We start from the raw sequence: 24,494 nt of genomic DNA on the forward strand, positions 1-24,494 counted from the left end.
AGGGCTGCAAAGCAGCCCCGGATCTTGAAGCCTTACTTCTCTTCCTGAGTCGCAGCCGGCGCAGGCGGCGGCCGTAGCCCCACTTCGGCGATCAGTTTCAACTGCTGCCCGTTGCGCATCACCTCGATGGTGATCTTCTCGTTGGGCTTGATCCGCGCCACCTGGTTCATCGACTTGCGCCCGTCACCGGCCGGCTCGCCATTGATGCTCAGGATCACGTCACCCAGTTGCAACCCGGCCTTCTGCGCCGGGCCATCGCGGAAAATGCCCGCCACAACGATGCCGGGGCGCCCTTGCATGCCGAACGATTCGGCCAGTTCCTGGCTCAGCGGCTGAACTTCGATACCCAGCCAGCCACGAATCACCTGGCCATGCTCGACGATCGACTTCATCACTTCCAGCGCCAGTTTGACCGGTATGGCGAAGCCGATGCCCTGCGAACCGCCCGATTTGGAGAAGATCGCCGTATTGATGCCGACCAGGTTGCCGCTGGCATCGACCAGCGCGCCGCCGGAGTTGCCCGGGTTGATCGCGGCGTCGGTCTGGATGAAGTCTTCGTAGTTGTTCAGGCCCAGCTGGTTGCGGCCAGTGGCGCTGATGATGCCCATGGTAACGGTCTGGCCGACGCCGAAGGGGTTGCCGATTGCCAAGGTGACGTCACCGATGTGGATGGTGTCGGAGCGGCCGATGGTGATGGCCGGCAGGTTCTTGAGGTCGATCTTCAATACCGCCAGATCGGTTTCGGGGTCGCTGCCGATCACACGTGCCAAGGTTTCGCGGCCGTCTTTGAGCGCCACGACGATCTGGTCGGCGCCGCTGGTGACGTGGTTGTTGGTCAGCAGATAGCCCTCGGGGCTCATGATCACCGCCGAGCCCAGGCTCGACTCCCAGCGCCGTTGCTTGGGCAGGTTGTCGCCGAAGAAGCGGCGGAACTGCGGGTCTTCGAACAGCGGGTGGGCGCTCTTGTTCACCACCTTGGTGGTGTACAGGTTGACTACGGCAGGGGCGGCGAGCGTGACGGCATCGGCATAGGACACCGGGCCTTGCATGATCTGCGTAGTCTGTGGCGCTTGTTGCAGGTTTACATCCTGGCTGGGCAGGCCGACCCACTGCGGGAAGCGCTGGATGATCAGCATGGCGATCAGTATGCCGGTAAGCAGGGGCCAGCCAAAATAACGCAAAGCCTTGAACATGAACGAATCCTGGGAGTGGGCGAGGGCCATGGTGGCGCGGCGGGGCGCGAACGCGCGCGATCATACACCGGTTTCCCCAACGCCGGCGACGGCCCATAATGGCGGCCATTATACGGGCGTTGTTCCCGTTGAACGTGCAGATTTCGAGGAGATTTTCCATGGCCGTCGCCCTTGACACCCTGGTTGAAGAAGCCGAGCGTTACCTGGGTAGCGCGAAAATCCAGGATTACTGCCCCAACGGCCTGCAGGTCGAAGGCCGCCCGCAGGTCAGCCGCATCGTCAGCGGCGTCACCGCCAGCCAGGCATTGCTGGATGCGGCGGTCGAGGCACAGGCCGACCTGGTGCTGGTGCACCACGGTTATTTCTGGAAGGGCGAGAACCCGTGCATTACCGGGATCAAGCAGCGGCGCTTGAAAACCCTGCTCAAGCACGACATCAGCCTGCTGGCCTTCCACTTGCCGCTGGATGTGCACCCTGAGGTCGGCAACAACGTGCAACTGGCCCGCCAGCTGGATATCACTGTCGAAGGGCCGCTGGACCCAAGCGACCCGAAGGTGGTGGGGCTGGTCGGCTCGCTGGCCGAGCCTGTGACGGCGCGCGATTTCGCCCGCCGTGTGCAGGAGGTCATGGGGCGTGAGCCGCTGCTGGTCGAAGGTGACCAGGTGATCCGTCGCGTCGGCTGGTGTACGGGCGGTGGTCAGGGCTACATCGATACGGCGATTGCTGCCGGGGTGGACTTGTTCATCAGTGGTGAGGCGTCCGAGCAGACCTACCACAGTGCCCGCGAGAATGGTGTGAGCTTCATTGCCGCCGGGCATCATGCCACCGAGCGTTATGGTGTGCAGGCGCTGGGCGACTATCTGGCGCGGCGCTTTGCCTTGGAGCACCTGTTCATCGATTGCCCGAACCCGATCTGAGGCCATCTTCGTCCTCATTGCTGGCAGGGCAGCCCCTACAGGTCTGTAGGAGCCGGCTTGGCGGCGATTGGGCCGCAGAGCGGCCCTTTGATAGCCAAACCCCCAGTCATATCGTTAGACCTTTTCGATCTAGTCCGGCGCCTAAATAGAATCAGCCGCTGTGATAAAGTGGCTCGCTCGAACACGGCCCGAAGGCCGTCCATAAGATCGTTTTACGTGAGTAGCCATGGTCGACAAACTGACGCACTTGAAACAGCTGGAGGCGGAAAGCATCCACATCATCCGCGAGGTGGCCGCCGAGTTCGACAACCCGGTGATGCTGTACTCGATCGGCAAGGATTCCGCCGTGATGCTGCACCTGGCGCGCAAAGCCTTCTTCCCAGGCAAACTGCCGTTCCCGGTGATGCACGTCGACACCCAGTGGAAATTCCAGGAGATGTACCGCTTCCGCGACAAGATGGTCGAGGAAATGGGCCTGGAGCTGATCACCCACGTCAACCCCGAAGGTGTGGCGCAGGGCATCAACCCGTTCACCCATGGCAGCTCCAAGCACACCGACATCATGAAAACCCAGGGCCTCAAGCAGGCACTGGACAAGCATGGTTTCGACGCCGCTTTCGGTGGTGCCCGCCGCGATGAAGAGAAATCGCGTGCCAAAGAGCGCGTCTACTCGTTCCGTGACAGCAAGCACCGCTGGGACCCGAAGAACCAGCGCCCGGAACTGTGGAACGTCTACAACGGCAAGGTCAACAAGGGCGAGTCGATCCGCGTGTTCCCGCTGTCGAACTGGACCGAGCTGGACATCTGGCAGTACATCTACCTTGAAGGCATCCCGATCGTGCCGCTGTACTTCGCCGCCGAGCGTGAAGTCATCGAGAAGAACGGCACCCTGATCATGATCGATGACGAGCGCATCCTCGAGCACCTCTCCGAGGAAGAGAAAGCGCGCATCGTCAAGAAGAAGGTGCGTTTCCGTACCCTGGGCTGCTACCCGCTCACGGGTGCTGTCGAGTCGGAAGCCGAGACCCTGACGGACATCATTCAGGAAATGCTCCTGACCCGAACGTCCGAACGGCAGGGCCGTGTCATCGACCACGATGGCGCCGGTTCCATGGAAGACAAGAAACGCCAAGGCTACTTCTAATTTCAGGGTTACTCCATGTCGCACCAATCTGATCTGATCAGCGAGGACATCCTCGCCTACCTGGCCCAGCACGAGCGCAAGGAACTGCTGCGTTTCCTGACCTGCGGCAACGTCGACGACGGCAAGAGCACCCTGATCGGGCGCCTGCTGCACGACTCCAAGATGATCTACGAGGACCACCTCGAGGCCATCACCCGTGATTCGAAGAAGTCCGGTACCACCGGTGAAGAAGTCGACTTGGCGCTGCTGGTGGATGGCCTGCAGGCCGAGCGTGAGCAGGGCATCACCATCGATGTCGCCTACCGCTACTTCTCCACTGCCAAGCGCAAGTTCATCATCGCCGACACCCCGGGCCACGAGCAGTACACCCGCAACATGGCCACCGGCGCGTCCACCTGTGACCTGGCGATCATTCTGGTCGATGCCCGCTACGGCGTGCAGACCCAGACCCGTCGCCACAGCTACATCGCTTCGTTGCTGGGCATCAAGCACATCGTCGTCGCGGTCAACAAGATGGACCTCAAGGGCTTCGACGAAGGCGTCTTCGAGGAAATCAAGGCCGACTACCTGAAGTTCGCCGACGCCATCAACCTGACCCCGAGCAGCCTGCACTTCGTGCCGATGTCGGCGCTCAAGGGTGACAACGTGGTCAACCGCAGCGAGCGTTCGCCTTGGTACACCGGCCCTGCGCTGATGGAAATCCTCGAAACCGTGGAAGTGGCGGCCGACCGCAACTTCACCGACCTGCGGTTCCCGGTGCAATACGTCAACCGCCCGAACCTGAACTTCCGCGGCTTCGCCGGCACCCTCGCCAGCGGCGTGGTGCACAAGGGTGACGAAATCGTCGTACTGCCCTCGGGCAAGAGCAGCCGGGTCAAGTCCATCGTCACCTACGAAGGTGAACTGGAGCACGCCGGCCCAGGCCAGGCTGTGACCCTCACCATGGAAGACGAGATCGACATCTCCCGTGGCGACCTGCTGGTGCATGCCGACAACGTCCCGCCGGTGACCGACCAGTTCGACGCAATGCTGGTGTGGATGGCCGAAGAGCCGATGCTCCCGGGCAAGAAGTACGACATCAAGCGCGCCACCAGCTACGTGCCGGGCTCGATTGCCAGCATCACCCACAAGGTCGATGTGAACACCCTCGAGAAGGACGCTGCCAGCGCGCTACAACTGAACGAGATCGGTCGCGTCAAGGTGTCGTTGGACAGCGCCATCGCCCTGGACGGCTATGACAGCAACCGCACCACAGGTGCGTTCATCGTCATCGACCGCCTGACCAACGGCACCGTCGGCGCTGGCATGATCATCGCTCCGCCTGTTCTGCCGCACGGCAGCACCGGTCAGCATGGCAAGCAGGCCCACGTGTCCACCGAAGAGCGCGCCCTGCGCTTCGGCCAGCAGCCGGCCACCGTGCTGTTCAGCGGCCTGTCTGGCGCTGGCAAGAGCACCTTGGCTTATGCCGTTGAGCGCAAGCTGTTCGACATGGGCCGTGCAGTTTACGTGCTCGACGGCCAGAACCTGCGCCACGACCTGAACAAGGGCCTGCCGCAGGACCGCGCCGGCCGCACCGAAAACTGGCGCCGCGCCGCCCATGTGGCGCGCCAGTTCAACGAAGCCGGCCTGCTGACCCTGGCTGCGTTCGTGGCCCCGGATGCCGAAGGCCGCGAACAGGCCAAAGCCCTGATCGGCAAAGAGCGCCTGGTGACAGTTTACGTTCAGGCCTCGCCACTGGCTTGCCGCGAGCGTGACCCGCAGGGCCTGTACGCTGCCGGTGGCGACAACATCCCGGGCGAAAGCTTCCCGTTCGATGTGCCGCTGGATGCTGACCTTGTGATCGATACCCAGGCCACTAGCGTGGACGAAGGTGTGAAACAGGTGCTGGACGTGCTGCGTCAGCGCGGCGCGATCTAAGCCCTGGTTGCTGCATCAAAAAACCCGCTTCGGCGGGTTTTTTGTTTATTGGAGGGCGCATGGCTAATCCGCTACATCCGGTGGAAAAGATGATGGCCAAGGCGCCGAAAGTGCCAAGAAGGCTTGGGTCTGGAGAGTGGGGTGCTGACAAGGTAGCGCCGATCAGCACTACCGAGTGTTGATGGCCAAGCTGCTGCCAGAGCGGTGACGATGAACTGAAGACCAGCCGCAACGGCCACCGTCCCCATGCCAGCTACTGCTGCTTTGATAGCCTCCAGCATTACAGTGGACGCACTTTCCGCTAGTGCGAACGTTGCCGCGCCGATCGGAGTGATGGTGGGTACTGAGGATGCGGTTCGGGCATCGCTGATGTAGCTGATGCGTTGGCGTGCCGCTTCTTGCCGCTGACGTTCAGCGTGTGCTGCCAGTCGTTCGGCTTCTGCCTGTTTTCGTGCAGCCTCTTCGGCAGCCAAACGTTGCGTTTCGGCCTTCAGTCGTGCAGCTTCCTGGGCCGCAGCCTGTTCTGCCGCGTGCCTGGCTTGAAGTTGCTCCGCCTCAATGGCGCGCTGAGCCAGGTTGCCCATCGCAGCGCTGAACCCTTGCAGGTAGCGAATGGATTCTGTCAGCGCGAGTGCGCGATGGTAGTCCGCCCACAGTTGTCCGGCTCGACGTGTGGCCTGCTCATCGACCAAATGTTGCAAGGCTTCGGTTTGCGGCTTGGACAGTGGCCCGATGATGTTCGGGTTGGATTCGCTGAATGCCGGTCCTTGCGCCTTTTTGGCCTCAATCAGACCGTTGGCGGCATTCAAGTATGCCGACAGCCGCTGGGCAGGGTATCGGTATCCTGAATGGACGTGGCCTGAACCACCTGATGCTGTACGAAGTTAGGCAGACAGTCGAAACAGATCTGCTGCTCCGATTTTATCTGCCGGATCCTGCGCTCGATTGCCTTTGGCAGGTCTGCATGAGGCTGCTGCAGTTCTGTGTTGTCGCGAAGCAAGCACATGCATTTCGAATTTCGAGTAATTACTCCGTATGGTTGTTTTGTTTTGTGTTGTCTATCCATCGGAAGTGTTCTTGGTAATCCTTCTGTCGTTCGCAACCCTGCTTGTAGGGATCCATGTCGCACTTGAAGTGGATTTCTTGTTTGTCAGGGAGAAGCATAGGCATTTCGCCGGTGCATCCACTTAGGAATAATAGGGTGGTGATCGCTAGCTTTTTCATGGGTAGAGTTCGTTAATGTAATTATTTGCTCGAGGGGGTACGCGTTGCTGTGCAGGGACTGGGTGAGCGGTTTGTTCTTGAATTATGCCTTGTTTTCGAGAATTAATATGGCGCAATAGGTGTAGGCAATTCCGCCTTGATGCGTAGGAATTTGTTCCGGATTTGGTGGGGAGTAATTCTATGTGTTGTGTTGTGTTGTGCGCTATGTACCCATGATGGCCATGGAGCGCTGCTTGAGCGCTCCATGTGTATCAATAGGAATGAGGTGTGCAATGGGACGAAGTAAGTATCGGAAAATACGCTATCAACCTTTCCTTGGTTCTGGTGGGATATTGCTACCTCCTAATCAAGCCATGCAGGCTGGACATTTTATAAAATCAGAGAATGGCCGGTTTATTCTGCGTCTCCGAAATGATGGAAATCTTGTGTTGGAAGATGGGGGGACCGTCGTATGGGTGGCAGACGAGAGTCAACCTCATAGCTCTACATTTCGGTTACGAACTCGCGAGTCACTCCAGTTCGTTGTCAGTAACTCCGGATTTTTATATGATCCTGTCCGACTACGGATCTGGTCCGCTCAGTCCACTGAAACACTGGATAGGTCCTACTGGGAAAACAACTATCTTGCGTTGACTGATACGGGAAATATCCTGATCTTTGATGGTCGTAATGGGGAGGTGCGATGGGCGCGCTATGGCTATGTGCCTGGACGGCTGCCGCGTAGAACGAAAATTTATCCGCAAGTCTATCCACCAATCCCTCGGCCACTCATTAAGATTCCACATGACTATCCGTGATGCATAATCGCGTTTCGCTGAATGTAGACCACCAAACTTAATAGGCTTGGTGGTTTTATGTGGATTTAGATTTTAGCGCGCCCTTAGGTGACTTTTTGACTGATTGTGTTATTGAGCAGCTGCTCATTGGAGGAAATGGGGAAAGCTAGACCTACTTCCGGCTTGAAAGATCTCATTCAGATATGCGTTTCCGACACGGGGATCACGCGTTTTTCCTTAACTGCCTTGTAGGAAAAACTCGAATAGATCTCCTTCACCCCGGGCAAGCGCTGCAGCACTTCGCGGGTAAATTCACCGAACGACTCCAGATCCCGTGCGAGGATTTCCAGCAAGAAGTCATAGCGCCCGGAGATGTTGTGGCAGGCGACGATTTCGGGGATTTCCATCAGCCGCTGTTCGAACGCCAGGGCCATGCCCTTTGTGTGTGAATCCATCATGATGCTGACGAAGGCAGTCACCCCGAACCCCAGCGATTTGGGCGACAGAATGGCCTGGTAGCCTGTGATGTAGCCGTTGTCCTCCAGCAGCTTCACCCGCCGCCAGCAGGGCGAGGTGGTCAGTGCTACCTGGTCGGCGAGTTCGGCGACGGTGAGGCGGGCGTTGTCCTGCAAGGCGGCGAGTAGGGCGCGGTCAGTGCGGTCGAGGCTTGAAGGCATATTTTGCCCTCCTGGTCCGTTAATTGTTGTCTTTGTTCCAGCAAGCACGCACATGGGTGGGCTATTTTGGAAAAAATCAGGCAGCTCGGTGGCATAAGCTTATAACAAACCACAAGAGGCTGTTGCCATGCGCGACTCCCATAACAACACCGGTTTTTCCACACGTGCCATTCACCATGGCTACGATCCGCTTTCCCACGGTGGCGCGCTGGTGCCGCCGGTGTACCAGACCGCTACCTATGCCTTCCCGACCGTCGAATACGGTGCTGCCTGCTTCGCCGGGGAGGAGGCGGGGCACTTCTACAGCCGCATCTCCAACCCCACCCTGGCCTTGCTTGAGCAGCGCATGGCCTCGCTGGAGGGCGGTGAGGCGGGATTGGCGCTGGCGTCGGGGATGGGCGCCATCACTTCGACCATCTGGACCCTGCTGCGGCCTGGCGATGAACTGATCGTCGGGCGCACCTTGTATGGCTGCACCTTCGCGTTCCTGCACCATGGCATCGGCGAGTTCGGGGTCAAGATTCACCATGTCGACCTTAACGATGCCAAGGCCCTGAAAGCGGCGATCAACGGCAAAACGCGGATGATCTACTTCGAAACGCCGGCCAACCCCAACATGCAACTGGTGGATATAGCGGCGGTCGTCGAGGCAGTGCGAGGCAGTGATGTGCTTGTGGTGGTCGACAACACCTACTGCACGCCTTATCTGCAGCGGCCGCTGGAGCTCGGGGCGGACTTGGTGGTGCATTCGGCGACCAAGTACCTCAGTGGCCATGGCGACATTACCGCCGGCCTGGTGGTGGGGCGCAAGGCGCTGGTCGACCGCATTCGCCTGGAAGGGCTGAAAGACATGACCGGGGCTGTACTTTCGCCGCATGACGCTTCGCTATTGATGCGCGGTATCAAGACCCTTGCAGTGCGCATGGACCGGCACTGCGCCAATGCACTGCAGGTGGCGCAGTTCCTGGCTCGGCAGCCGCAGGTGGAGCTGATTCACTACCCGGGGTTGCCGTCGTTTGCCCAGTACGAACTGGCACAGCGGCAGATGTGTTTGCCGGGCGGGATGATTGCCTTTGAGCTTAAGGGCGGGATCGAGGCCGGGCGACGCTTCATGAATGCGCTGCAACTGTTTGCCCGTGCGGTAAGCCTGGGGGATGCCGAGTCGCTGGCGCAGCACCCGGCGAGCATGACGCACTCCAGTTACACGCCGCAGGAGCGGGCCCATCATGGGATATCGGAAGGGTTGGTGCGGTTGTCGGTGGGGCTGGAGGATGTGCAAGACCTGCTGGCGGACATCGAGCAGGCGCTGGGGCATCTGTAGGAGCGGCCTTGTGCCGCGAAAGGGGCGCGCAGCGACCCCCGGATTTCAGCCATCGTGCAAGATTGCCGGGGCTGCTTTGCAGCCCGTTCGCGGCGCGAGGCCGCTCCTACACGGGGTCGTGCACGGGCAGGAAAACGGCATCCACAAAAAAGGCCTCTTACGAGGCCTTTTACGTGTTCAGCAGATCAACGCTTGAGCCCGTAGCTCTCGTCAAGCATGCCCGGCGAGTTCGGCGCTTTTGGCGCATAGTCGCGCGGTACTTCGGCGGTGTCCTTCGGCGGCGTCAGGCGGTCACGTGGTGCCTGGGCCGACTCGGAGTGCAGTGCAGCCAGCAGGCGCTGGCGAGTGACTTCATCAAGGGCCAGGCTATTGGCGCCTTCGGCCAGGTGATCCTGGACATCCTGGTAGCTCTGGGTCAGTTTCTTGACCAGCATTGCGGTGCTGTTGAAGTGGGTGACCACTTCGTTCTGGTAGCTGTCGAAGCGCTTCTGGATGTCGTCCAGTTGGCGCTGGGTGTTGGTCGGCGCAGCATTGGGCAGCAGGCGGGCCACGATGAAACCGACCGCCACACCGATGACCAGGGCCAGGGTTGGCAACAACCAAACAAGGAGCGAGAGTTCCACGAGTCCTTCCTCTATAAACGGCTTTGCTTTACGTTAACGGCTCAGACCTGCGCTGTATACCGCGAGCGATCGCAAATCAGAACAGAATTCCTACCCTAGACGAATCGACCCCCTTCGAGGTCACGGAGTGAGTGCCTTGCTTGTCCGCGAAACCCCCTTGTTCATCGATGGCCCCGTCGGCCAGCTGGAATCCTTGTACCTGGACGTGGCCGACGCCCGTGGCGCGGTGCTGATCTGCCACCCCAATCCGGTTCAGGGTGGCACCATGCTCAACAAGGTGGTCTCGACCCTGCAACGCACGGCACGCGACGCTGGCTACGTGACATTGCGTTTCAATTACCGCGGTGTTGGCCAGAGCGCGGGCAGCCATGACATGGGCGCCGGTGAAGTGGCCGATGCACAAGCTGCCGCAGCCTGGTTGCGCGAAAAACACCCGCACCTGCCGCTGGTGCTGATGGGCTTCTCGTTCGGCGGCTTTGTCGCCACCAGCCTGGCCGGGCGCCTTGAGAGCGCCGACGTTACGCTGCAGCACCTGTTCATGATTGCCCCGGCCGTGATGCGTCTGACTGCAGAGTTCCCCTTGCCGCAGCGCTGCCCGATCACCGTGGTGCAGCCAGATGCCGACGAAGTGGTTGCACCGCAGCTCGTTTACGAATGGTCTGACGCGCTGTCGCGCCCCCATGAGCTGCTGAAAGTGGCAGAATGCGGACACTTCTTCCATGGCAAGCTGACCGATCTGAAGGATCTGCTGCTGCCGCGCCTTTCGAATTGAGCCAAGCCTGAATAAGCGAACACCCATGACCACGCGCATTCTCACTGGTATCACCACCACCGGTACCCCACACCTGGGCAACTACGCCGGTGCCATTCGCCCGGCAATCGTCGCCAGCCAGCAGCCGGGTGCCGACTCGTTCTACTTTTTGGCCGACTACCACGCCCTGATCAAGTGCGATGACCCGCTGCGCATTCAGCGCTCGCGTCTGGAAATCGCTGCTACCTGGCTGGCCGGCGGCCTCGACCCGGACAAAGTGACCTTCTACCGTCAGTCCGATATTCCCGAGATTCCCGAGCTGACCTGGCTGCTCACCTGCGTTGCGGCCAAGGGCCTGCTCAACCGTGCGCACGCCTACAAGGCTTCGGTGGACAAGAATCTCGAGAATGGCGAAGACCCGGACGCCGGCGTGACCATGGGCCTTTACAGCTACCCGGTGCTGATGGCGGCGGACATCCTGATGTTCAACGCGCACAAGGTGCCGGTCGGTCGTGACCAGATCCAGCACGTGGAAATGGCCCGTGACATCGGCCAGCGCTTCAACCACCTGTTCGGCCAAGGCAAGGACTTCTTCGCCTTGCCAGAGGCGGTTATCGAAGAAAGTGTGGCGACATTGCCTGGCCTGGACGGGCGCAAGATGTCCAAGAGCTATGACAACACCATCCCGCTTTTCTCCAGCGCCAAGGACATGAAAGACGCCATTTCGCGCATCGTCACCGACTCGCGCGCACCTGGCGAAGCGAAAGACCCGGACAACGCGCACCTGTTCACCCTGTTCCAGGCCTTCTCGACGCCGGTGCAATGCGCCGAGTTCCGCGAAGAATTGCTGCAGGGCCTGGGCTGGGGCGAGGCCAAGCAGCGCCTGTTCCAGCTGCTTGACGGGCAACTGGCCGAGAAGCGTGAGCACTATCACCAACTTATTTCCCGCCCGTCGGACCTGGAAGACATCCTGCTGGCCGGCGCCGCCAAGGCCCGCAAGACCGCCACGCCGTTCCTCGAGCAACTTCGCGAGGCCGTTGGCCTGCGCTCGTTCCGTAGCAGCGTGCAGGCCACTACAGAGGTGAAGAAGAAGGCCGTCAAGAGCGCACGCTTCGTCAGCTTCCGTGACGAGGACGGCAGCTTCCGCTTCCGCCTGTTGGCCGCTGATGGCGAGCAACTGCTGTTGTCTCGCAGCTTCGCCGACGGCAAGAGCGCGGGCGCGGTGAGCAAGCAGTTGCAGCAGGGTGGCGACGCCGACGTACGTGTCGAAGGCCTGGGCTTCAGCTTGTGGCTGAACGGCGAGCAGGTTGCCGACGGGCCGCAGTTTGCCAGTGCCCAAGCCCGTGACGTGGCCGTTCAAAGCCTGCGTGAGGCCCTGGCGCCGCAGCAGGACTGAGACAGTTTGACGCAAGTCTGATTGCCATTAGGCGGGCCGGTCGCTACAGTGACGGCCCGTTTTTTGTTGCCTCGCTAACGAAATCATGACGCCCCTAGAACGATATCAAGCAGATCTGAAACGTCCCGACTTCTTCCATGATGCGGCGCAGGAAACTGCGGTGCGTCACTTGCAGCGCCTGTACGACGACCTGGTGCACGCGCAGAACAACAAGCCGGGCATGTTCGGCAAGCTGTTCGGCAAGAAGGAGCAGACGCCGGTCAAAGGCCTGTATTTCTGGGGCGGGGTAGGGCGGGGCAAGACCTACTTGGTCGATACCTTCTATGAAGCGCTGCCGTTCAAGCAGAAGATGCGTACGCACTTCCACCGCTTCATGAAGCGCGTTCACGAGGAAATGAAAACCCTCAAGGGCGAGAAGAACCCGCTGACCATCATCGCCAAGCGCTTCAGCGATGAAGCCAAGGTGATCTGTTTCGACGAATTCTTCGTCTCCGACATCACCGATGCCATGATCCTCGGTACTCTGATGGAAGAGCTGTTCAAGAACGGCGTATCGCTGGTGGCGACCTCCAACATCGTCCCCGATGGCCTGTACAAGGATGGCCTGCAGCGTGCGCGCTTCCTGCCTGCCATCGCCATGATCAAGCAGTACACCGACGTGGTGAACGTCGACAGCGGGGTCGACTACCGGCTGCGTCACCTGGAGCAGGCCGAACTGTTCCACTTCCCGCTCGACGAGGCTGCCGAGCAGAGCATGCGTGCGAGCTTCAAGGCTCTGACACCTGAGTGCACCCAGGCTGTCGACAATGACGTGCTGATGATCGAGAACCGACCGATCCATGCCCTGCGTACCTGTGACGATGTCGCCTGGTTCGACTTCCGCGCCCTGTGCGACGGGCCGCGCAGCCAGAACGACTACATTGAACTGGGCAAGATTTTCCATGCCGTGCTGTTGAGCAACGTCGAGCAGATGGGCGTCACCACCGACGACATCGCCCGGCGCTTCATCAACATGGTGGACGAGTTCTACGACCGCAACGTCAAGCTGATCATTTCGGCCGAGGTGGAGCTCAAGGACCTGTACACCGGTGGGCGCCTGAGCTTCGAGTTCCAGCGCACCTTGAGCCGGTTGCTGGAGATGCAGTCGCACGAATTCCTGGCGCGCGCACACAAGCCCTGAGGTCCTTGCGCTGTAGGAGCGGCCTTGCCGGGGCGCCGGACCGGTCGGAAAGGGTCGCGCAGCGGCACCGATGTTTTTTGTTGCGCCACAGAACCTGGGGCCGCTGCGCGACCCTTTCGCGACGCAAGGCCGCTCCTACAGACGGTCGCTAGGGCTGAATCAAGCTTCCTGCATAAACTGCTGCCGATACTGGTTCGGCGACAACTCCGTGTGCTGGCGGAACAGCCGCGCAAAGAAACTCGCATCGTCATAGCCGACTTCATAGCTGATGGTCTTGATGCTCTTGCGCGTGCTCGACAGCAGCCCCTTGGCCGTTTCGATACGTAGCCGCTGCAGGTAGTGCAGCGGCTTGTCGCCGGTCGCTCCCTGGAAGCGCCGCATGAAGTTGCGGATGCTCATGCCGTGGTTGCGGGCCACATCCTCGAAGCGGAACTTGTCGGCAAAGTGCTCCTCGAGCCAGTGCTGAATCTGCAGGATTATCAGGTCCTGGTGCAGCTTCTGGCCACCGAAACCCATGCGCCCGGGGGTGTAGTTGCGCTGCACTTCGTAGAGGATGTCGCGGGCCACGGCGCGGGCCACATTTGCCCCGCAGAAGCGTTCGATCAGGTAGATGTACAGGTCGCAGGCCGAGGTGGTGCCGCCGGCGCAGTAAAGGTTGTCGGCGTCGGTCAGGTGCTTGTCCTGGTTCAGCCGGATCTTCGGGTAGCGCTCGGCGAAGCTGGTGAAGAAGCGCCAGTAGGTGGTCGCCTCCTTGCCGTCGAGCAGGCCGGACTCGGCCAGCCAGAATACCCCGCTGGCTTCAGCGCAGAGTACGGCGCCGCGGGCATGCTGCTCGCGCAACCAGGGCAGCACTTGCGGATAACGTTGCAGCAGGTTGTCGAAGTCTTCCCAGAAGGCTGGGAGGATGATCACATCGGCGTCGTCCAGGCCGCCATCGACCGGTAGCTGCACATTGCTGAAGCTGTCCACCGGCTGGCCGTCGGGGCTCACCAGGCAGATCTCGAACATGGGCTGCAGGCCCAGGCCCAGCTGTTTGCTGTAGCGCAGGCTGGCGAGGTGGAAAAAGTCCTTGGCTTGCATCAAGGTCGAAGCGAACACCTTGTCAATGGCCAGGATGCTGACGCGCCGCAGCGACGCGGAGGGTTGGGTAAACATCATTGTCATTGTTCTTATAGGGTAGAGTGGTCAATCACCGGCTGGATCGTCTTATGTTTTTTGTCGAGCTGCAAGCTTCAAGCTGCAAGCGGCAAGAAAAAAGCAGAGGATGCGACATCGCTCTGCTTTTTTCTTGCTGCCGCTTTGATCAAGGTGCCGGGTTGGGTTGCTCCTGATGAACCGCCTCGATCGCCGCCAGTAGCTCATCACTCAGGTTCAGCTCCAGGCTTTTGAGGTTGCTCTGAAGTTGTACCAGATCCGTGGCACCGATGATGTTGCTGGTCACGAACGGCTGGCGGGTGACGAATGCCAGGGCCATTTGCGCCGGGTCCAGCCCGTGTGCCTGGGCCAGTTGCACATAGCGGCTGCAGGCCGCCACGGTCTGCGGGTTGGAGTAACGGGCGAAGCGGCTGAACAGGGTCAGGCGGCCTTTTTCCGGCCGGGCGCCGTTCTCGTATTTGCCCGACAGCATGCCGAAGGCCAGCGGCGAGTAGGCCAGCAAGCCGCACTGCTCGCGGATGGCCACTTCCGCCAGGCCCACTTCGAAGCTGCGGTTGAGCAGGTTGTACGGGTTCTGGATCGACACCGCACGGGGCCAGCCTCGGGTTTCGGCCAGTTGCAAGAACTTCATGGTGCCCCACGGCGTTTCGTTGGAAAGGCCAATGTGGCGGATCTTGCCTGCCCGCACCTGCTCGTCGAGCACCTCGAGGGTTTCTTCCAATGGGGTGAACAGGTCGTGCGGCAGGTGCTGGTAGCCGAGCTTGCCGAAGAAGTTGGTGCTGCGCTCTGGCCAGTGCAGCTGGTAAAGGTCGATACGGTCGGTTTGCAGGCGTTCAAGGCTCGCATCCAGCGCCGCGATGATGTGCTGGCGGTTGTGCTTGAGCTGGCCGTCGCGGATGTGGCTGATACCGTTGCCGGGGCCGGCGACCTTGCTGGCGAGGATCCAGTCATCGCGGTCGCCGTGCTGGCGGAACCAGTTGCCGATGATGCGCTCGGTGGCGGCATAGGTCTCGGGGCGTGGCGGCACCGGATACATTTCGGCAGTGTCGATGAAGTTGATCCCGCTGTTTTTGGCCAGTCTGATCTGGGCGAAGGCCTCGGCCTCGTCGTTTTGCTCGCCCCAGGTCATGGTGCCCAGGCACAGGGCGCTGACATCGAGATCGGTACGGCCGAGCTTGCGGTATTCCATCGGGAAAACACTCCTTGGCAAAAACACCCATAAAAGCAGGTTGAAATTTTTCGCGCAATCTGGATAATTCGGCACCTCTCCGTGTGGCGGAAGTGATGCACCACCACGCAGGAAGAACCCCGTCGAACATTGGCGTGCCCGACCCGAGCCCCCAAAAGCGTCTGTGTTCGGCTGCGCGCTTGCCCTTGGCAAGCTGTGCACTATCCAGTAAGATTCGCCGTCTATTTTTCGCTGGGCGGCCTCTGAGGCTTTAGAGAATGAAAACTTTTACTGCTAAACCGGAAACAGTAAAGCGCGAGTGGTTCGTAGTCGACGCCGCTGGCCAGACCCTGGGTCGTCTGGCTACCGAAATCGCTAGCCGTCTGCGTGGCAAGCACAAACCAGAATACACCCCTCACGTTGACACCGGCGACTACATCGTCGTCATCAACGCCGAGCAAATCCGTGTAACTGGCGCCAAGTCTTCCGACAAGATGTACTACTCCCACTCCGGCTTCCCGGGCGGTATCAAGGAAATCAACTTCGAGAAGTTGATCGCCAAGGCCCCTGAGCGTGTTATCGAAACCGCGGTCAAAGGCATGCTGCCGAAGAACCCGCTGGGTCGCGACATGTACCGTAAGCTGAAAGTGTACGCGGGTGCTGCTCACCCACACACTGCTCAGCAGCCTCAAGAACTGAAGATCTAACGGGATAGTTCATTATGTCGGCGACTCAAAATTACGGCACTGGCCGTCGCAAGACCGCAACCGCTCGCGTTTTCCTGCGTCCGGGTACTGGTAACATTTCCATCAACAACCGTCCTCTGGACACCTTCTTCGGCCGCGAAACCGCTCGTATGGTTGTTCGCCAGCCGCTGGAGCTGACCGAGAGCACTGAGAAGTTCGACATCTACGTCACCGTTGCCGGTGGTGGTGTCAGCGGTCAAGCCGGTGCGATCCGTCACGGTATCACCCGCGCTCTGATGGAATACGACGAAACCCTGCGTGGCGCTCTGCGTCGTGCTGGCTACGTCACCCGCGACGCTCGTGAAGTCGAGCGTAAGAAAGTGGGTCTGCGTAAAGCGCGTAAGCGTCCTCAGTACTCCAAGCGTTAATACCGCTTCGGCAGTCGAAAAAAGCCCGGTTCCTTGGAACCGGGCTTTTTTTATGTCTTGAACTAACCTGTCAGCATGTCCGTGGTGTCCTGCCGCATAGACGCAGATCAAGCAAAGCGAGGGTTATAGCCCATACCCGGGTTAATCACCTTGTCACTGTGTGGATTTGTTTCTTACCATGGCGGCCAAATTTGGGTGCCACAGACATTACCTAAGTACAGGCCTGATCCAACAGGCCAAGCAAGCTGATGGGAGAGGACTGAATGAGCAATGACGGCGTCAACGCAGGCCGGCGCCGCTTCCTCGTAGCCGCGACATCCGTGGTCGGGGCAGCGGGGGCAGTGGGGGCTGCGGTACCGTTCGTAGGGTCATGGTTTCCCAGTGCCAAGGCGAAGGCGGCCGGGGCACCGGTGAAGGTCAACATCGCCAAGGTTGAGCCTGGGCAGCAGATGGTTGCGGAGTGGCGTGGTCAACCAGTGTTCATCGTGCGGCGAACGGATGAGATCCTCGGTAACCTCAAAAAAGTCACTGCCGAGCTCGCCGACCCTGAATCGAAGGCCTCCGTGCAGCCGGAGTACGTCGACCCCCAGGTGCGCTCGATCAAACCGGAAATCCTCATTCTCGTAGGGCTGTGCACTCACCTCGGCTGCTCGCCCACCTTCCGCCCGGAAGTCGCGCCTGCCGATCTGGGGCCCAAGTGGGTGGGCGGATATTTCTGCCCCTGCCATGGTTCCCACTACGACCTTGCGGGGCGTGTCTACAAATCGCAGCCAGCGCCTCTCAACCTGCCAGTGCCGCCGCACTCTTACGAGTCGGATGACATCGTCGTCATCGGCGTCGACGAGGAGAAAGCATGATGAGCAAGTTCATGGACTGGATTGATGCTCGCTTCCCCGCCACCAAGATGTGGGAAGAGCACCTGAGCAAGTATTACGCGCCCAAGAACTTCAATTTCCTGTATTTCTTCGGCTCGCTGGCCCTGCTGGTGCTGGTCAACCAGATTGTCACCGGTGTATGGCTGACCATGAGTTTCACGCCCTCGGCGGAGGAGGCCTTCGCTTCGGTCGAGTACATCATGCGTGACGTGGAGTACGGCTGGATCCTGCGCTACCTGCACTCCACCGGTGCTTCGGCGTTCTTTGTCGTGGTCTACCTGCACATGTTCCGTGGCCTGCTCTATGGCTCCTACCAGAAGCCACGTGAACTGGTCTGGCTGTTCGGCATGCTGATCTACCTGGCGCTGATGGCTGAGGCCTTCATGGGCTATCTGCTGCCGTGGGGGCAGATGTCATACTGGGGGGCGCAGGTGATCATCTCGCTGTTCGGTGCCATCCCGGTGATCGGCGACGATCTCACCCAGTGGATTCGCGGTGACTATCTGATTTCCGGCATTACCCTGAACCGTTTCTTCGCGCTGCACGTAGTGGCCCTGCCGATCGTCATTCTCGGGCTGGTCGTGCTGCACATCCTGGCCTTGCACGAGGTGGGTTCGAACAACCCGGACGGGGTCGATATCAAGAAGAAAAAGGACGAAAACGGTATCCCGCTGGATGGTATTCCGTTCCACCCGTATTACACCGTCAAGGATATTGTCGGCGTGGTGGTGTTCCTGTTCGTGTTCTGTGCAGTGGTGTTCTTCTTCCCGGAAATGGGCGGTTACTTCCTGGAAAAACCCAACTTCGAACAGGCCAATGCGTTCAAGACGCCTGAGCATATTGCCCCGGTCTGGTACTTCACGCCGTTCTACGCGATTCTGCGTGCGGTGCCCGACAAGCTTATGGGAGTAATCGCCATGGGGGCGGCGATCGCCGTGCTGTTCGTCTTGCCGTGGCTCGACCGAAGCCCGGTACGCTCCATGCGCTACAAGGGCTGGATCAGCAAGGTCTTCCTACTGGTGTTCTGTATTTCATTCGTCATCCTCGGCATTTTGGGGGTGCTGGCACCTACGCCGGGTCGGACTCTGCTGTCGCAGGTGTGCACCGTGCTGTACTTCGCCTACTTCCTGTTGATGCCGTTCTACACAAGGCTTGAGAAGACCAAACCGGTTCCGGAAAGGGTGACTGGCTGATGAAAAAGTTGATTGCAGTATTTTTGCTGGCAGTGATGCCTGCCTTTTCCTTTGCTGCCGGACCGGGGCTGGAGCTGGACAAGGTCGATATCGACCTGACTGACAAGGCCGCGATGCAGGACGGTGCGCGGACGTTTGCCAACTATTGCATGGGGTGCCATAGCGCCAAGTTCCAGCGTTACGAGCGCGTAGCCGATGACTTGGGAATACCCCATGAGTTGATGCTCGAAAAGCTGGTGTTCACGGGGGCCAAAATCGGCGACCACATGAACATCGGCATGAAGCCCGATGACGCCAAGACCTGGTTCGGTGCTGCGCCACCTGACCTTACCCTGGTTGCCCGTGTGCGTGGTACCGACTGGCTGTATACCTACCTGCGCAGCTTCTATGAGGACAAGTCGCGACCTTACGGGGTTAACAACAAGGTATTCCCGAATGTCGGTATGCCCAATGTGCTGGTCGGGCTGCAGGGTAATCAGGTGATCGGGTGCAAGCAGGTGCAGATGGTGGTCGATGGCAAGAAGCAATTCGATCCCTTGACCGGCAGCCCTTTGACCCATGAAGCGTGTGACCAGCTGACCATCACGCCGAATTCCGGTACCCTGACGCCTGAGCAGTTCGACGAGAAGGTCAAGAACCTGGTGACCTTCCTGGCCTATTCGGCCAACCCGGTCAAACTGGAAAGCCAGCGCATCGGCACGTATGTGTTGCTGTACCTGGCCTTCTTCTTCGTGTTCGCCTACTTGCTCAAGCGCGAATACTGGAAGGACGTGCACTGATCACGCAGTAGTTTCTGGTAGTTGAACGCGCCCTGGGCGCTCCCTCGTGCATGCGAAGGGGCCTCCAGGGCGCGTTTGCATTTGCAGTTTCACAAGCATCCCCATGCGAGGAGGCGCTACATGGGCGCGACCATCAGGTTAGCCTGCTATTCCGATCCCGCTGACCATTATTCTCATCGGGTACGCCTGGTTCTCGCCGAGAAAGGTGTCAGCGTGCAGATCATCGACGTCGATCCCGGTCGTCTGCCACACAAGCTGGGTGAAGTGAACCCTTACGGCAGCGTGCCGACCCTGGTCGATCGCGATCTTGCGTTGTATGAGTCGACCGTGGTGATGGAGTACCTCGAGGAGCGTTATCCGCATCCGCCCCTGATGCCGGTGTATCCGGTGGCGCGTGGTAACACCCGCTTGTTGATGCATCGCATTCAGCGTGACTGGTGCACGCTGGCCGATACCGTGCTCGACTCGCGCAGCAGTGATGCCGCTCGTGCCGAGGCCCGCAAGGCGCTGCGTGAGAGCCTGACGGGCGTCTCGCCATTGTTCAACGAGTTCGCTTGTTTCATGAGCGATGAGCAAAGCCTGGTCGATTGTTGTCTATTGCCCATACTCTGGCGTTTGCCGGTACTGGGTATCGAGTTGCCGCGGCAAGCAAAGCCGCTGCTGGATTACATGGAGCGACAGTTCGCCCGCGAGCCTTTCCTGGCGAGCCTGTCTTCCGTTGAACGTGAAATGCGCAAGCTTTAAGGAGCCGTTGATGAACTCCAGTCGCCCCTATCTGGTTCGAGCACTGTACGAGTGGATCGTCGACAACGATTGCACGCCCCATATGCTGGTCAACGCCGAATATCCGGCAGTCCAGGTGCCGCAAGGTTTCGCCAGTGACGGCCAGATCGTCCTGAACATTTCCCCGAGTGCCGTGCGCAGCCTGCACATGGACAACGACGCGGTGAGCTTCGAGGGGCGCTTCGGTGGCATTGCCCATTCGTTGTTCGTGCCAGTCGGCGCGATTCTGGGTATTTATGCTCGCGAGAACGGTCAAGGCATGGTCTTCGAGCTGGAGCCTCCGTTGATGGAAGGTGAAGAGCTGGAAGAGGAGGGGGTTGAGCCGGATGACGATGGCCCGCCGGAAGGGGGTGGTCAGCCGCCGCGTCCGACTGGTCGGCCGAGCCTGAAGGTGGTCAAGTAACAAAAAGGCGATCCGTTTGGATCGCCTTTTTCTTTGATGCACGGTGGTGGTTACAGGTCGCTGATGGTGCGAATCTGGTCACGGTTAACGCGGGTCTGTTTACCGTCGAGCTGCTGGAATTCGTAGAAGCCTGAATCCTGATCGAACTTCGGCTCGTCAACGGTCTGGAACTCGCGACCGTCGTTCAGGGTAATCAGGCTAGGTGTGGAGCAGCCGGCCAGGGTGGCGAAGGCGCCGATCAGCAGGGCGGGCAGCAGAAGCTTTTTCATACGGTGTTTCCTGAAGTTCCGAAGGTGGAGCCATTAGGTTACCTGTACCAGCGTGCAAGGGCTGGTACAGGCAAGGGTATCAGTCGATGTACTCGAACAGCTTGACGATCTTTTGCACGCCCGACACGCCCTGTACCACGGCAGTGGCAGAGTTTGCCTCCTGCTGGGTAACCAGGCCGAGCAGGTAGACGATACCGTTCTCGGTGATCACCTTGATGCGCGAGCTGGGCACGGCATTGTCGGTGAGCATCTGGGTCTTGATCTTGGTGGTCAGCCAGGCGTCGTTATTGCGTGCAAGGATGGAGGAGGGTTGCATAACCTGCAGCTCGTTATGCACCCGCTTGACACGCTGCACCTGGCTGGCAGTCTGCTCGGCCAGGCTCTTGAGGTCGGCGCGCGGGGTTTGGCCGGCGAGCAGGACAATGCCGTTGTAGCTGCTGACGACGATGTGCGAACCCTTGTCCAGATCAGGATTGGCCTTGGAGATGTTTACAGCAGCCTTGGTTTCGATCAGCGAGTCGTCGATCTTGCTGCCGATGGTGCGAGTGCCGCGATCATCCTCGATCGGCGAATTTCGGGTCGAGGTCAGTACCGAGCTGCAGCCGGTGACGCTCAGGCACAGGGTCAGGGCCATCAGGCCGAGGCGCTTGGGGATCATTCTTCACTCCCGAACAGTTGGCTGTCGATCAGATCACACAGGCAGTGGATCGCCAGCAGGTGGACTTCCTGGATGCGTGCAGTGACCGTCGAGGGTACGCGGATCTCCACGTCCTCGGGCAGCAGCAGCGAAGCCATGCCGCCACCGTCACGCCCGGTCAATGCTACGACAATCATTTCGCGATCATGTGCCGCCTGGATCGCTTGAATCACGTTTGCCGAGTTGCCGCTGGTCGAAATCGCCAGCAGGACGTCGCCGGGCTGGCCCAGGGCGCGAATCTGCTTGGAAAAGATTTCGTTGTAGCTGTAGTCATTGGCAATCGAGGTCAGTGTCGAGCTGTCGGTGGTCAGTGCGATTGCCGGCAGGCTCGGGCGCTCACGCTCAAAGCGGTTTAGCAGCTCCGAAGAGAAATGCTGGGCGTCGCCGGCCGAGCCGCCATTGCCGCAGGCGAGCATCTTGCCCTCGTTGAGTAGCGCATTGACCATGACCAGGCTGGCCTGCTCGATGTGCGGTGCCAGGATGTCCATTGCCTGTTGCTTGGTATCGATGCTGGCCTGGAACAGCCGGCGAATTCGGGATTGCATGTCCATCTGGTGACCTTAAGTGGGGCGGTGGCCTTTGCTACGCGCAACAGGGACCAGCCCGCGAAACATAGAGCATAAAAAGGGGAGTGGGTTCAGCATTCGAAGGCGTTTTTCAGCCATTGAAGCGGCCTGCCTGCGTGGTGGCTACCCTGCAAGGCGACAACATCGAAGCGGCAAGGGTGATTGGCCCAGCATGACTCCTTCAGCAGAAAAAGGCTGGCGGCATGCACCAGTCGCTTCTGCTTGCGCCCGTCGATACTGCCAAGGGCGCCACCGAAGCCCGCGTGCAACCGATAGCGGACTTCGACGAATACTACTGTATCGGTGTCGAGCATGACCAGATCAAGCTCGCCGCCTTTGCATCGCCAATTGCGCGTCAGCAGTCGCAGGCCTTGCCCTTGAAGAAATTCAAGGGCTTGGTTTTCTGCGGCATGGCCGGCGCTGGTTGGTGATGCTTGGGGCATCAGCGGATGGTATCGGGCAGGCGCTTGACCTGGCCGCCAGAGAATTCAGCCCACGGCAGCTGGCGCTCGATGCGCTGGCTGGCGCTCATGCTCAGGCTGCCGGAAAGGCCCTGTACACGGTTGTCCGGCAATGCTTTGAGCTGACCCAGGCGAGGCGCCAGGCTATAGGCGTCTACACCCATGGCATACAGGCGGCCGAGACTGCCAGCGGCTTGTGGCCACTGCTGAACCACCTGCTGGCGCAGGTTGTTGGTGGTGTCGAGCAGCCACGGGGTTTCGCAGAAACGAATGCCGTTCATGTCGTTGTACTGGTTGACGTCACCGCTGGCGCTGTAGAGGTTCGAGGTGGCGTAGACCGGAACGTCGCCAGCGTACTGGAAGTTCAGGGTCGGTTTGATCTGCTGCGCCTGTTGCGGGGTCGAGGCGAGGAAGATGAAGTCGATGTCCTGGCGACGCGATGGTTGTGCGGCAATGGTGCCGCCCACGGTGCTCTGCAGGCTCTGTGCGCGGCCTTCGCTCTGGCGCAGCTGGAACAGGTTGGCGATCTGCTGGGCCAGGGCGACCGGCTGGGCGATGCGTTCCGCGGCGATGATGGTGCCGCCATTGCCTTCCCAGTCCTGGCGGAACGCGGCAAGCACGCGGTCGCCCCATTCACCGCTCGGCACCAGGGCCACCGCGCGAACCATGCCGTCGGCGCGGGCGCGGCGCGAGACTTCGCGGGCTTCGTCTTCGGCCGCCAGGCCGAACTGGAACAGTTGTGGCGGGGCGTTCTGGCCGGCGTCGGCGTAATTCAGGGCGAGAGTCGTGATAGGCAGCTGCGCATTGGCGGCCAGTTTTTTTACCAGCGCTTTTTCCAGCGGGCCGACTACCAGTTGTACGCCATCGGCCTGGGCCTGACGATAGAAGTCGTCCAGCGAGCCGATGCGTGAGCTGTCGTATACCTGTACGGCCGGCGCTTGCTGGCCGGCTTGCTGGGCCTGGAAGTGCGCGGCCATGAAGCCGTCACGCAGGGCACGGGCAACACCGGCGAGCGGGCCTTCCTGGGGCAGCAGCAGGCCGATCTTGGTCAGCGGTTGGCTTGCCAGTTCCTTGAGCTTGACCAAGGCCGATGGCAGCTGCTGTGCTGCGGGGTGGTCGGGGTGCTGTTTGCGCCAGGTTTCGATGGCGGCCTGCTGCTGCTCCAGAGTGCCGGCGCTTTTTACGGCCAAGGCCAGGCTCGTCCAGCCGGCCAGGGTCTGGTTGTCAGCTGGCTGCTGCAGTTGCTCTGCCGGCAGCGAGGCGACCAAGGCCCAGATCGCGTCATTGTTGGCGCTGGCAGCCTGGCCGCTGAGCAGCGGGGTCAGCATTACGCGCTGTTGTGCTGCGGCCAGGGCCTGACCGTCGGCTTCAAGAGCGGCGGCGTGGACGCCATAGGTGCGCACTTGCTGCTCTGCCGGCAATTGGGCGAGGTGCTGCAGGCTGGTGTGCGAGAGGGCGCTAAGGGCGGCTTTGGGCTGGTTGCGGCTCATGGCCAGTTCGGCGCCAAGTGTGGCGGCGAAGATCTGTTGGGCGGGCTTGAGCGTATCCATGGGGACCTGCTCGAGAATGCGTGCGGCGCGCGGGTAGTCCTTCTGCTTGTAGGCCAGGTCGGCAGCGCTCAGGCGCAGCAGGGCGGCATCTTCGGCAGACGTGCTGGCCGCCGCTTTTTCGAGCAGCTGCTCGATGCTGGCGTCCGGCGTGCGTGGCAGCTCTCCGAGGCTGGATGAGGGCGAGCTGGCGCAGGCTGCCAGCAGGGCAGCGAGGCAGAGGGCTGTGAGCAGCCGCAGGCAAGCGATCATGTAAAGGTCCTGTTACTCGATCAAGTTGGCCGGCAATTGTACCCAAGCGTTGGCCGGGGCGCGATGTTGCTGAACGGGAACCTTCACTATAGGTGTACTTGAGGTGGCTGCAG

At 60.3% G+C, this 24,494-nt stretch carries 25 protein-coding genes; 14 read left to right on the forward strand and 11 right to left on the reverse strand.

What is annotated here, in order from left to right; genetic code table 11:
* Window positions 1-32 precede the first annotated feature (32 nt).
* The gene (gene algW / locus JET17_RS04600; protein ID WP_012312836.1) at window positions 33-1,193 is read right to left on the reverse strand and encodes a Do family serine endopeptidase AlgW; all 1,161 of its coding nucleotides are present in this window, start codon (window positions 1,191-1,193) and stop codon (window positions 33-35) included.
* 158 nt (window positions 1,194-1,351) lie between these two features.
* Between algW and JET17_RS04605 the strand changes: the two genes are divergently transcribed.
* From JET17_RS04605 to cysN, 3 genes are all read left to right on the forward strand, one after another.
* The gene (locus tag JET17_RS04605; protein ID WP_012312837.1) at window positions 1,352-2,110 is read left to right on the forward strand and encodes a Nif3-like dinuclear metal center hexameric protein; all 759 of its coding nucleotides are present in this window, start codon (window positions 1,352-1,354) and stop codon (window positions 2,108-2,110) included.
* A gap of 226 nt (window positions 2,111-2,336) precedes the next feature.
* On the forward strand, window positions 2,337-3,254 hold the full coding sequence (gene cysD, locus JET17_RS04610; RefSeq protein ID WP_009684445.1) for a sulfate adenylyltransferase subunit CysD: 918 nt from the start codon (window positions 2,337-2,339) through the stop codon (window positions 3,252-3,254).
* Window positions 3,255-3,269: 15 nt separating this feature from the next.
* Window positions 3,270-5,171 (forward strand): sulfate adenylyltransferase subunit CysN, encoded by a 1,902-nt coding sequence (cysN, locus tag JET17_RS04615; protein ID WP_012312838.1) that lies wholly within the window; start codon window positions 3,270-3,272, stop codon window positions 5,169-5,171.
* A 71-nt stretch (window positions 5,172-5,242) separates the two neighbouring features.
* Here the strand turns inward: cysN and JET17_RS04620 are convergent, their stop codons facing one another.
* Both JET17_RS04620 and JET17_RS04625 read right to left on the reverse strand, forming a co-directional pair.
* Complete coding sequence (locus JET17_RS04620; RefSeq protein WP_012312839.1) at window positions 5,243-5,980, reverse strand: hypothetical protein; 738 nt, start codon at window positions 5,978-5,980, stop codon at window positions 5,243-5,245.
* A 1,388-nt stretch (window positions 5,981-7,368) separates the two neighbouring features.
* Window positions 7,369-7,848, reverse strand: coding sequence for an Lrp/AsnC family transcriptional regulator (locus tag JET17_RS04625; RefSeq protein WP_012312841.1), 480 nt, complete (start codon window positions 7,846-7,848; stop codon window positions 7,369-7,371).
* Between the two features lie 127 nt (window positions 7,849-7,975).
* On the opposite strand from JET17_RS04625, the gene JET17_RS04630 reads away from it, so the two are divergent.
* Entirely contained in the window at window positions 7,976-9,169 is a 1,194-nt protein-coding gene (locus JET17_RS04630) for a methionine gamma-lyase (protein ID WP_012312842.1), read from the forward strand.
* Window positions 9,170-9,354: 185 nt separating this feature from the next.
* Here the strand turns inward: JET17_RS04630 and JET17_RS04635 are convergent, their stop codons facing one another.
* Window positions 9,355-9,792: a YhcB family protein gene (locus JET17_RS04635; protein ID WP_012312843.1), complete on the reverse strand. Its 438-nt coding sequence runs from the start codon at window positions 9,790-9,792 to the stop codon at window positions 9,355-9,357.
* A 136-nt stretch (window positions 9,793-9,928) separates the two neighbouring features.
* Here JET17_RS04635 and JET17_RS04640 point away from each other — a divergent pair, with 136 nt between their 5' ends.
* The 3 genes from JET17_RS04640 to zapE all read left to right on the forward strand — a co-directional run bounded on the left by JET17_RS04640 (window position 9,929) and on the right by zapE (window position 13,119).
* The gene (locus JET17_RS04640) at window positions 9,929-10,564 is read left to right on the forward strand and encodes an alpha/beta hydrolase (RefSeq protein ID WP_042111174.1); all 636 of its coding nucleotides are present in this window, start codon (window positions 9,929-9,931) and stop codon (window positions 10,562-10,564) included.
* Window positions 10,565-10,589: 25 nt separating this feature from the next.
* A complete protein-coding gene (locus tag JET17_RS04645) occupies window positions 10,590-11,939 on the forward strand; it encodes a tryptophan--tRNA ligase (RefSeq protein WP_012312845.1) in 1,350 nt (449 codons plus the stop codon).
* Window positions 11,940-12,024: 85 nt separating this feature from the next.
* Complete coding sequence (zapE, locus tag JET17_RS04650; RefSeq protein WP_042111177.1) at window positions 12,025-13,119, forward strand: cell division protein ZapE; 1,095 nt, start codon at window positions 12,025-12,027, stop codon at window positions 13,117-13,119.
* Between the two features lie 159 nt (window positions 13,120-13,278).
* On the opposite strand, the gene JET17_RS04655 is transcribed toward zapE, so the two are convergent.
* Together JET17_RS04655 and JET17_RS04660 are read right to left on the reverse strand one after the other, a co-directional pair.
* Window positions 13,279-14,199 carry a GlxA family transcriptional regulator gene (locus JET17_RS04655; protein ID WP_172655354.1) on the reverse strand — a complete coding sequence of 307 codons (921 nt, stop codon included), beginning with the start codon at window positions 14,197-14,199 and terminating at the stop codon, window positions 13,279-13,281.
* A 223-nt stretch (window positions 14,200-14,422) separates the two neighbouring features.
* The gene (locus JET17_RS04660; RefSeq protein ID WP_012312848.1) at window positions 14,423-15,463 is read right to left on the reverse strand and encodes an NADP(H)-dependent aldo-keto reductase; all 1,041 of its coding nucleotides are present in this window, start codon (window positions 15,461-15,463) and stop codon (window positions 14,423-14,425) included.
* A 257-nt stretch (window positions 15,464-15,720) separates the two neighbouring features.
* On the opposite strand from JET17_RS04660, the gene rplM reads away from it, so the two are divergent.
* From rplM to JET17_RS04695, 7 genes are all read left to right on the forward strand, one after another.
* A complete protein-coding gene (rplM, locus tag JET17_RS04665) occupies window positions 15,721-16,149 on the forward strand; it encodes a 50S ribosomal protein L13 (protein ID WP_008097538.1) in 429 nt (142 codons plus the stop codon).
* A gap of 14 nt (window positions 16,150-16,163) precedes the next feature.
* Window positions 16,164-16,556 carry a 30S ribosomal protein S9 gene (gene rpsI / locus JET17_RS04670; protein ID WP_012312849.1) on the forward strand — a complete coding sequence of 131 codons (393 nt, stop codon included), beginning with the start codon at window positions 16,164-16,166 and terminating at the stop codon, window positions 16,554-16,556.
* Window positions 16,557-16,819: 263 nt separating this feature from the next.
* Window positions 16,820-17,413: a ubiquinol-cytochrome c reductase iron-sulfur subunit gene (gene petA / locus JET17_RS04675; protein ID WP_012312850.1), complete on the forward strand. Its 594-nt coding sequence runs from the start codon at window positions 16,820-16,822 to the stop codon at window positions 17,411-17,413.
* Window positions 17,413-18,624 carry a cytochrome b gene (locus JET17_RS04680; protein ID WP_042111179.1) on the forward strand — a complete coding sequence of 404 codons (1,212 nt, stop codon included), beginning with the start codon at window positions 17,413-17,415 and terminating at the stop codon, window positions 18,622-18,624. Before petA ends, JET17_RS04680 begins: the two co-directional genes overlap by 1 nt.
* Window positions 18,624-19,403, forward strand: a complete 780-nt coding sequence (locus JET17_RS04685; RefSeq protein WP_012312852.1) for a cytochrome c1 — start codon at window positions 18,624-18,626, stop codon at window positions 19,401-19,403. The genes JET17_RS04680 and JET17_RS04685 overlap by 1 nt, the downstream gene beginning before the upstream one ends.
* Before the next feature lie 120 nt (window positions 19,404-19,523).
* Complete coding sequence (locus JET17_RS04690) at window positions 19,524-20,147, forward strand: glutathione S-transferase N-terminal domain-containing protein (RefSeq protein ID WP_012312853.1); 624 nt, start codon at window positions 19,524-19,526, stop codon at window positions 20,145-20,147.
* Between the two features lie 10 nt (window positions 20,148-20,157).
* A complete protein-coding gene (locus JET17_RS04695; protein ID WP_012312854.1) occupies window positions 20,158-20,589 on the forward strand; it encodes a ClpXP protease specificity-enhancing factor in 432 nt (143 codons plus the stop codon).
* A 50-nt stretch (window positions 20,590-20,639) separates the two neighbouring features.
* On the opposite strand, the gene JET17_RS04700 is transcribed toward JET17_RS04695, so the two are convergent.
* From JET17_RS04700 to JET17_RS04720, 5 genes are all read right to left on the reverse strand, one after another.
* Window positions 20,640-20,858: a YgdI/YgdR family lipoprotein gene (locus JET17_RS04700; protein WP_012312855.1), complete on the reverse strand. Its 219-nt coding sequence runs from the start codon at window positions 20,856-20,858 to the stop codon at window positions 20,640-20,642.
* Window positions 20,859-20,937: 79 nt separating this feature from the next.
* Window positions 20,938-21,516 carry a BON domain-containing protein gene (locus JET17_RS04705; RefSeq protein ID WP_012312856.1) on the reverse strand — a complete coding sequence of 193 codons (579 nt, stop codon included), beginning with the start codon at window positions 21,514-21,516 and terminating at the stop codon, window positions 20,938-20,940.
* A complete protein-coding gene (locus JET17_RS04710; protein WP_008097558.1) occupies window positions 21,513-22,106 on the reverse strand; it encodes a phosphoheptose isomerase in 594 nt (197 codons plus the stop codon). Before JET17_RS04710 ends, JET17_RS04705 begins: the two co-directional genes overlap by 4 nt.
* An 86-nt stretch (window positions 22,107-22,192) precedes the next feature.
* On the reverse strand, window positions 22,193-22,564 hold the full coding sequence (locus JET17_RS04715; protein WP_012312857.1) for a YraN family protein: 372 nt from the start codon (window positions 22,562-22,564) through the stop codon (window positions 22,193-22,195).
* Window positions 22,564-24,381, reverse strand: a complete 1,818-nt coding sequence (locus JET17_RS04720) for a penicillin-binding protein activator (protein ID WP_012312858.1) — start codon at window positions 24,379-24,381, stop codon at window positions 22,564-22,566. The genes JET17_RS04715 and JET17_RS04720 overlap by 1 nt, the downstream gene beginning before the upstream one ends.
* Between the last annotated feature and the right edge of the window lie 113 nt (window positions 24,382-24,494).

This window comes from Pseudomonas putida, from assembly GCF_016406145.1.
Taxonomy (GTDB): Bacteria; Pseudomonadota; Gammaproteobacteria; order Pseudomonadales; family Pseudomonadaceae; genus Aquipseudomonas; species Aquipseudomonas putida_E.

What these genes read in the sequence shown, in the direction of transcription:
- algW (WP_012312836.1), bottom strand. Translation starts at nt 1,193, where the DNA reads ATGTTCAAGGCTTTGCGTTATTTTGGCTGGCCCCTGCTTACCGGCATA.
- JET17_RS04605 (WP_012312837.1), top strand. Translation starts at nt 1,352, where the DNA reads ATGGCCGTCGCCCTTGACACCCTGGTTGAAGAAGCCGAGCGTTACCTG.
- cysD (WP_009684445.1), top strand. Translation starts at nt 2,337, where the DNA reads ATGGTCGACAAACTGACGCACTTGAAACAGCTGGAGGCGGAAAGCATC.
- cysN (WP_012312838.1), top strand. Translation starts at nt 3,270, where the DNA reads ATGTCGCACCAATCTGATCTGATCAGCGAGGACATCCTCGCCTACCTG.
- JET17_RS04625 (WP_012312841.1), bottom strand. Translation starts at nt 7,848, where the DNA reads ATGCCTTCAAGCCTCGACCGCACTGACCGCGCCCTACTCGCCGCCTTG.
- JET17_RS04630 (WP_012312842.1), top strand. Translation starts at nt 7,976, where the DNA reads ATGCGCGACTCCCATAACAACACCGGTTTTTCCACACGTGCCATTCAC.
- JET17_RS04645 (WP_012312845.1), top strand. Translation starts at nt 10,590, where the DNA reads ATGACCACGCGCATTCTCACTGGTATCACCACCACCGGTACCCCACAC.
- zapE (WP_042111177.1), top strand. Translation starts at nt 12,025, where the DNA reads ATGACGCCCCTAGAACGATATCAAGCAGATCTGAAACGTCCCGACTTC.
- JET17_RS04655 (WP_172655354.1), bottom strand. Translation starts at nt 14,199, where the DNA reads ATGCAAGCCAAGGACTTTTTCCACCTCGCCAGCCTGCGCTACAGCAAA.
- JET17_RS04660 (WP_012312848.1), bottom strand. Translation starts at nt 15,463, where the DNA reads ATGGAATACCGCAAGCTCGGCCGTACCGATCTCGATGTCAGCGCCCTG.
- rplM (WP_008097538.1), top strand. Translation starts at nt 15,721, where the DNA reads ATGAAAACTTTTACTGCTAAACCGGAAACAGTAAAGCGCGAGTGGTTC.
- rpsI (WP_012312849.1), top strand. Translation starts at nt 16,164, where the DNA reads ATGTCGGCGACTCAAAATTACGGCACTGGCCGTCGCAAGACCGCAACC.
- petA (WP_012312850.1), top strand. Translation starts at nt 16,820, where the DNA reads ATGAGCAATGACGGCGTCAACGCAGGCCGGCGCCGCTTCCTCGTAGCC.
- JET17_RS04680 (WP_042111179.1), top strand. Translation starts at nt 17,413, where the DNA reads ATGAGCAAGTTCATGGACTGGATTGATGCTCGCTTCCCCGCCACCAAG.
- JET17_RS04685 (WP_012312852.1), top strand. Translation starts at nt 18,624, where the DNA reads ATGAAAAAGTTGATTGCAGTATTTTTGCTGGCAGTGATGCCTGCCTTT.
- JET17_RS04690 (WP_012312853.1), top strand. Translation starts at nt 19,524, where the DNA reads ATGGGCGCGACCATCAGGTTAGCCTGCTATTCCGATCCCGCTGACCAT.
- JET17_RS04695 (WP_012312854.1), top strand. Translation starts at nt 20,158, where the DNA reads ATGAACTCCAGTCGCCCCTATCTGGTTCGAGCACTGTACGAGTGGATC.
- JET17_RS04700 (WP_012312855.1), bottom strand. Translation starts at nt 20,858, where the DNA reads ATGAAAAAGCTTCTGCTGCCCGCCCTGCTGATCGGCGCCTTCGCCACC.
- JET17_RS04705 (WP_012312856.1), bottom strand. Translation starts at nt 21,516, where the DNA reads ATGATCCCCAAGCGCCTCGGCCTGATGGCCCTGACCCTGTGCCTGAGC.
- JET17_RS04710 (WP_008097558.1), bottom strand. Translation starts at nt 22,106, where the DNA reads ATGGACATGCAATCCCGAATTCGCCGGCTGTTCCAGGCCAGCATCGAT.
- JET17_RS04715 (WP_012312857.1), bottom strand. Translation starts at nt 22,564, where the DNA reads ATGCCCCAAGCATCACCAACCAGCGCCGGCCATGCCGCAGAAAACCAA.
- JET17_RS04720 (WP_012312858.1), bottom strand. Translation starts at nt 24,381, where the DNA reads ATGATCGCTTGCCTGCGGCTGCTCACAGCCCTCTGCCTCGCTGCCCTG.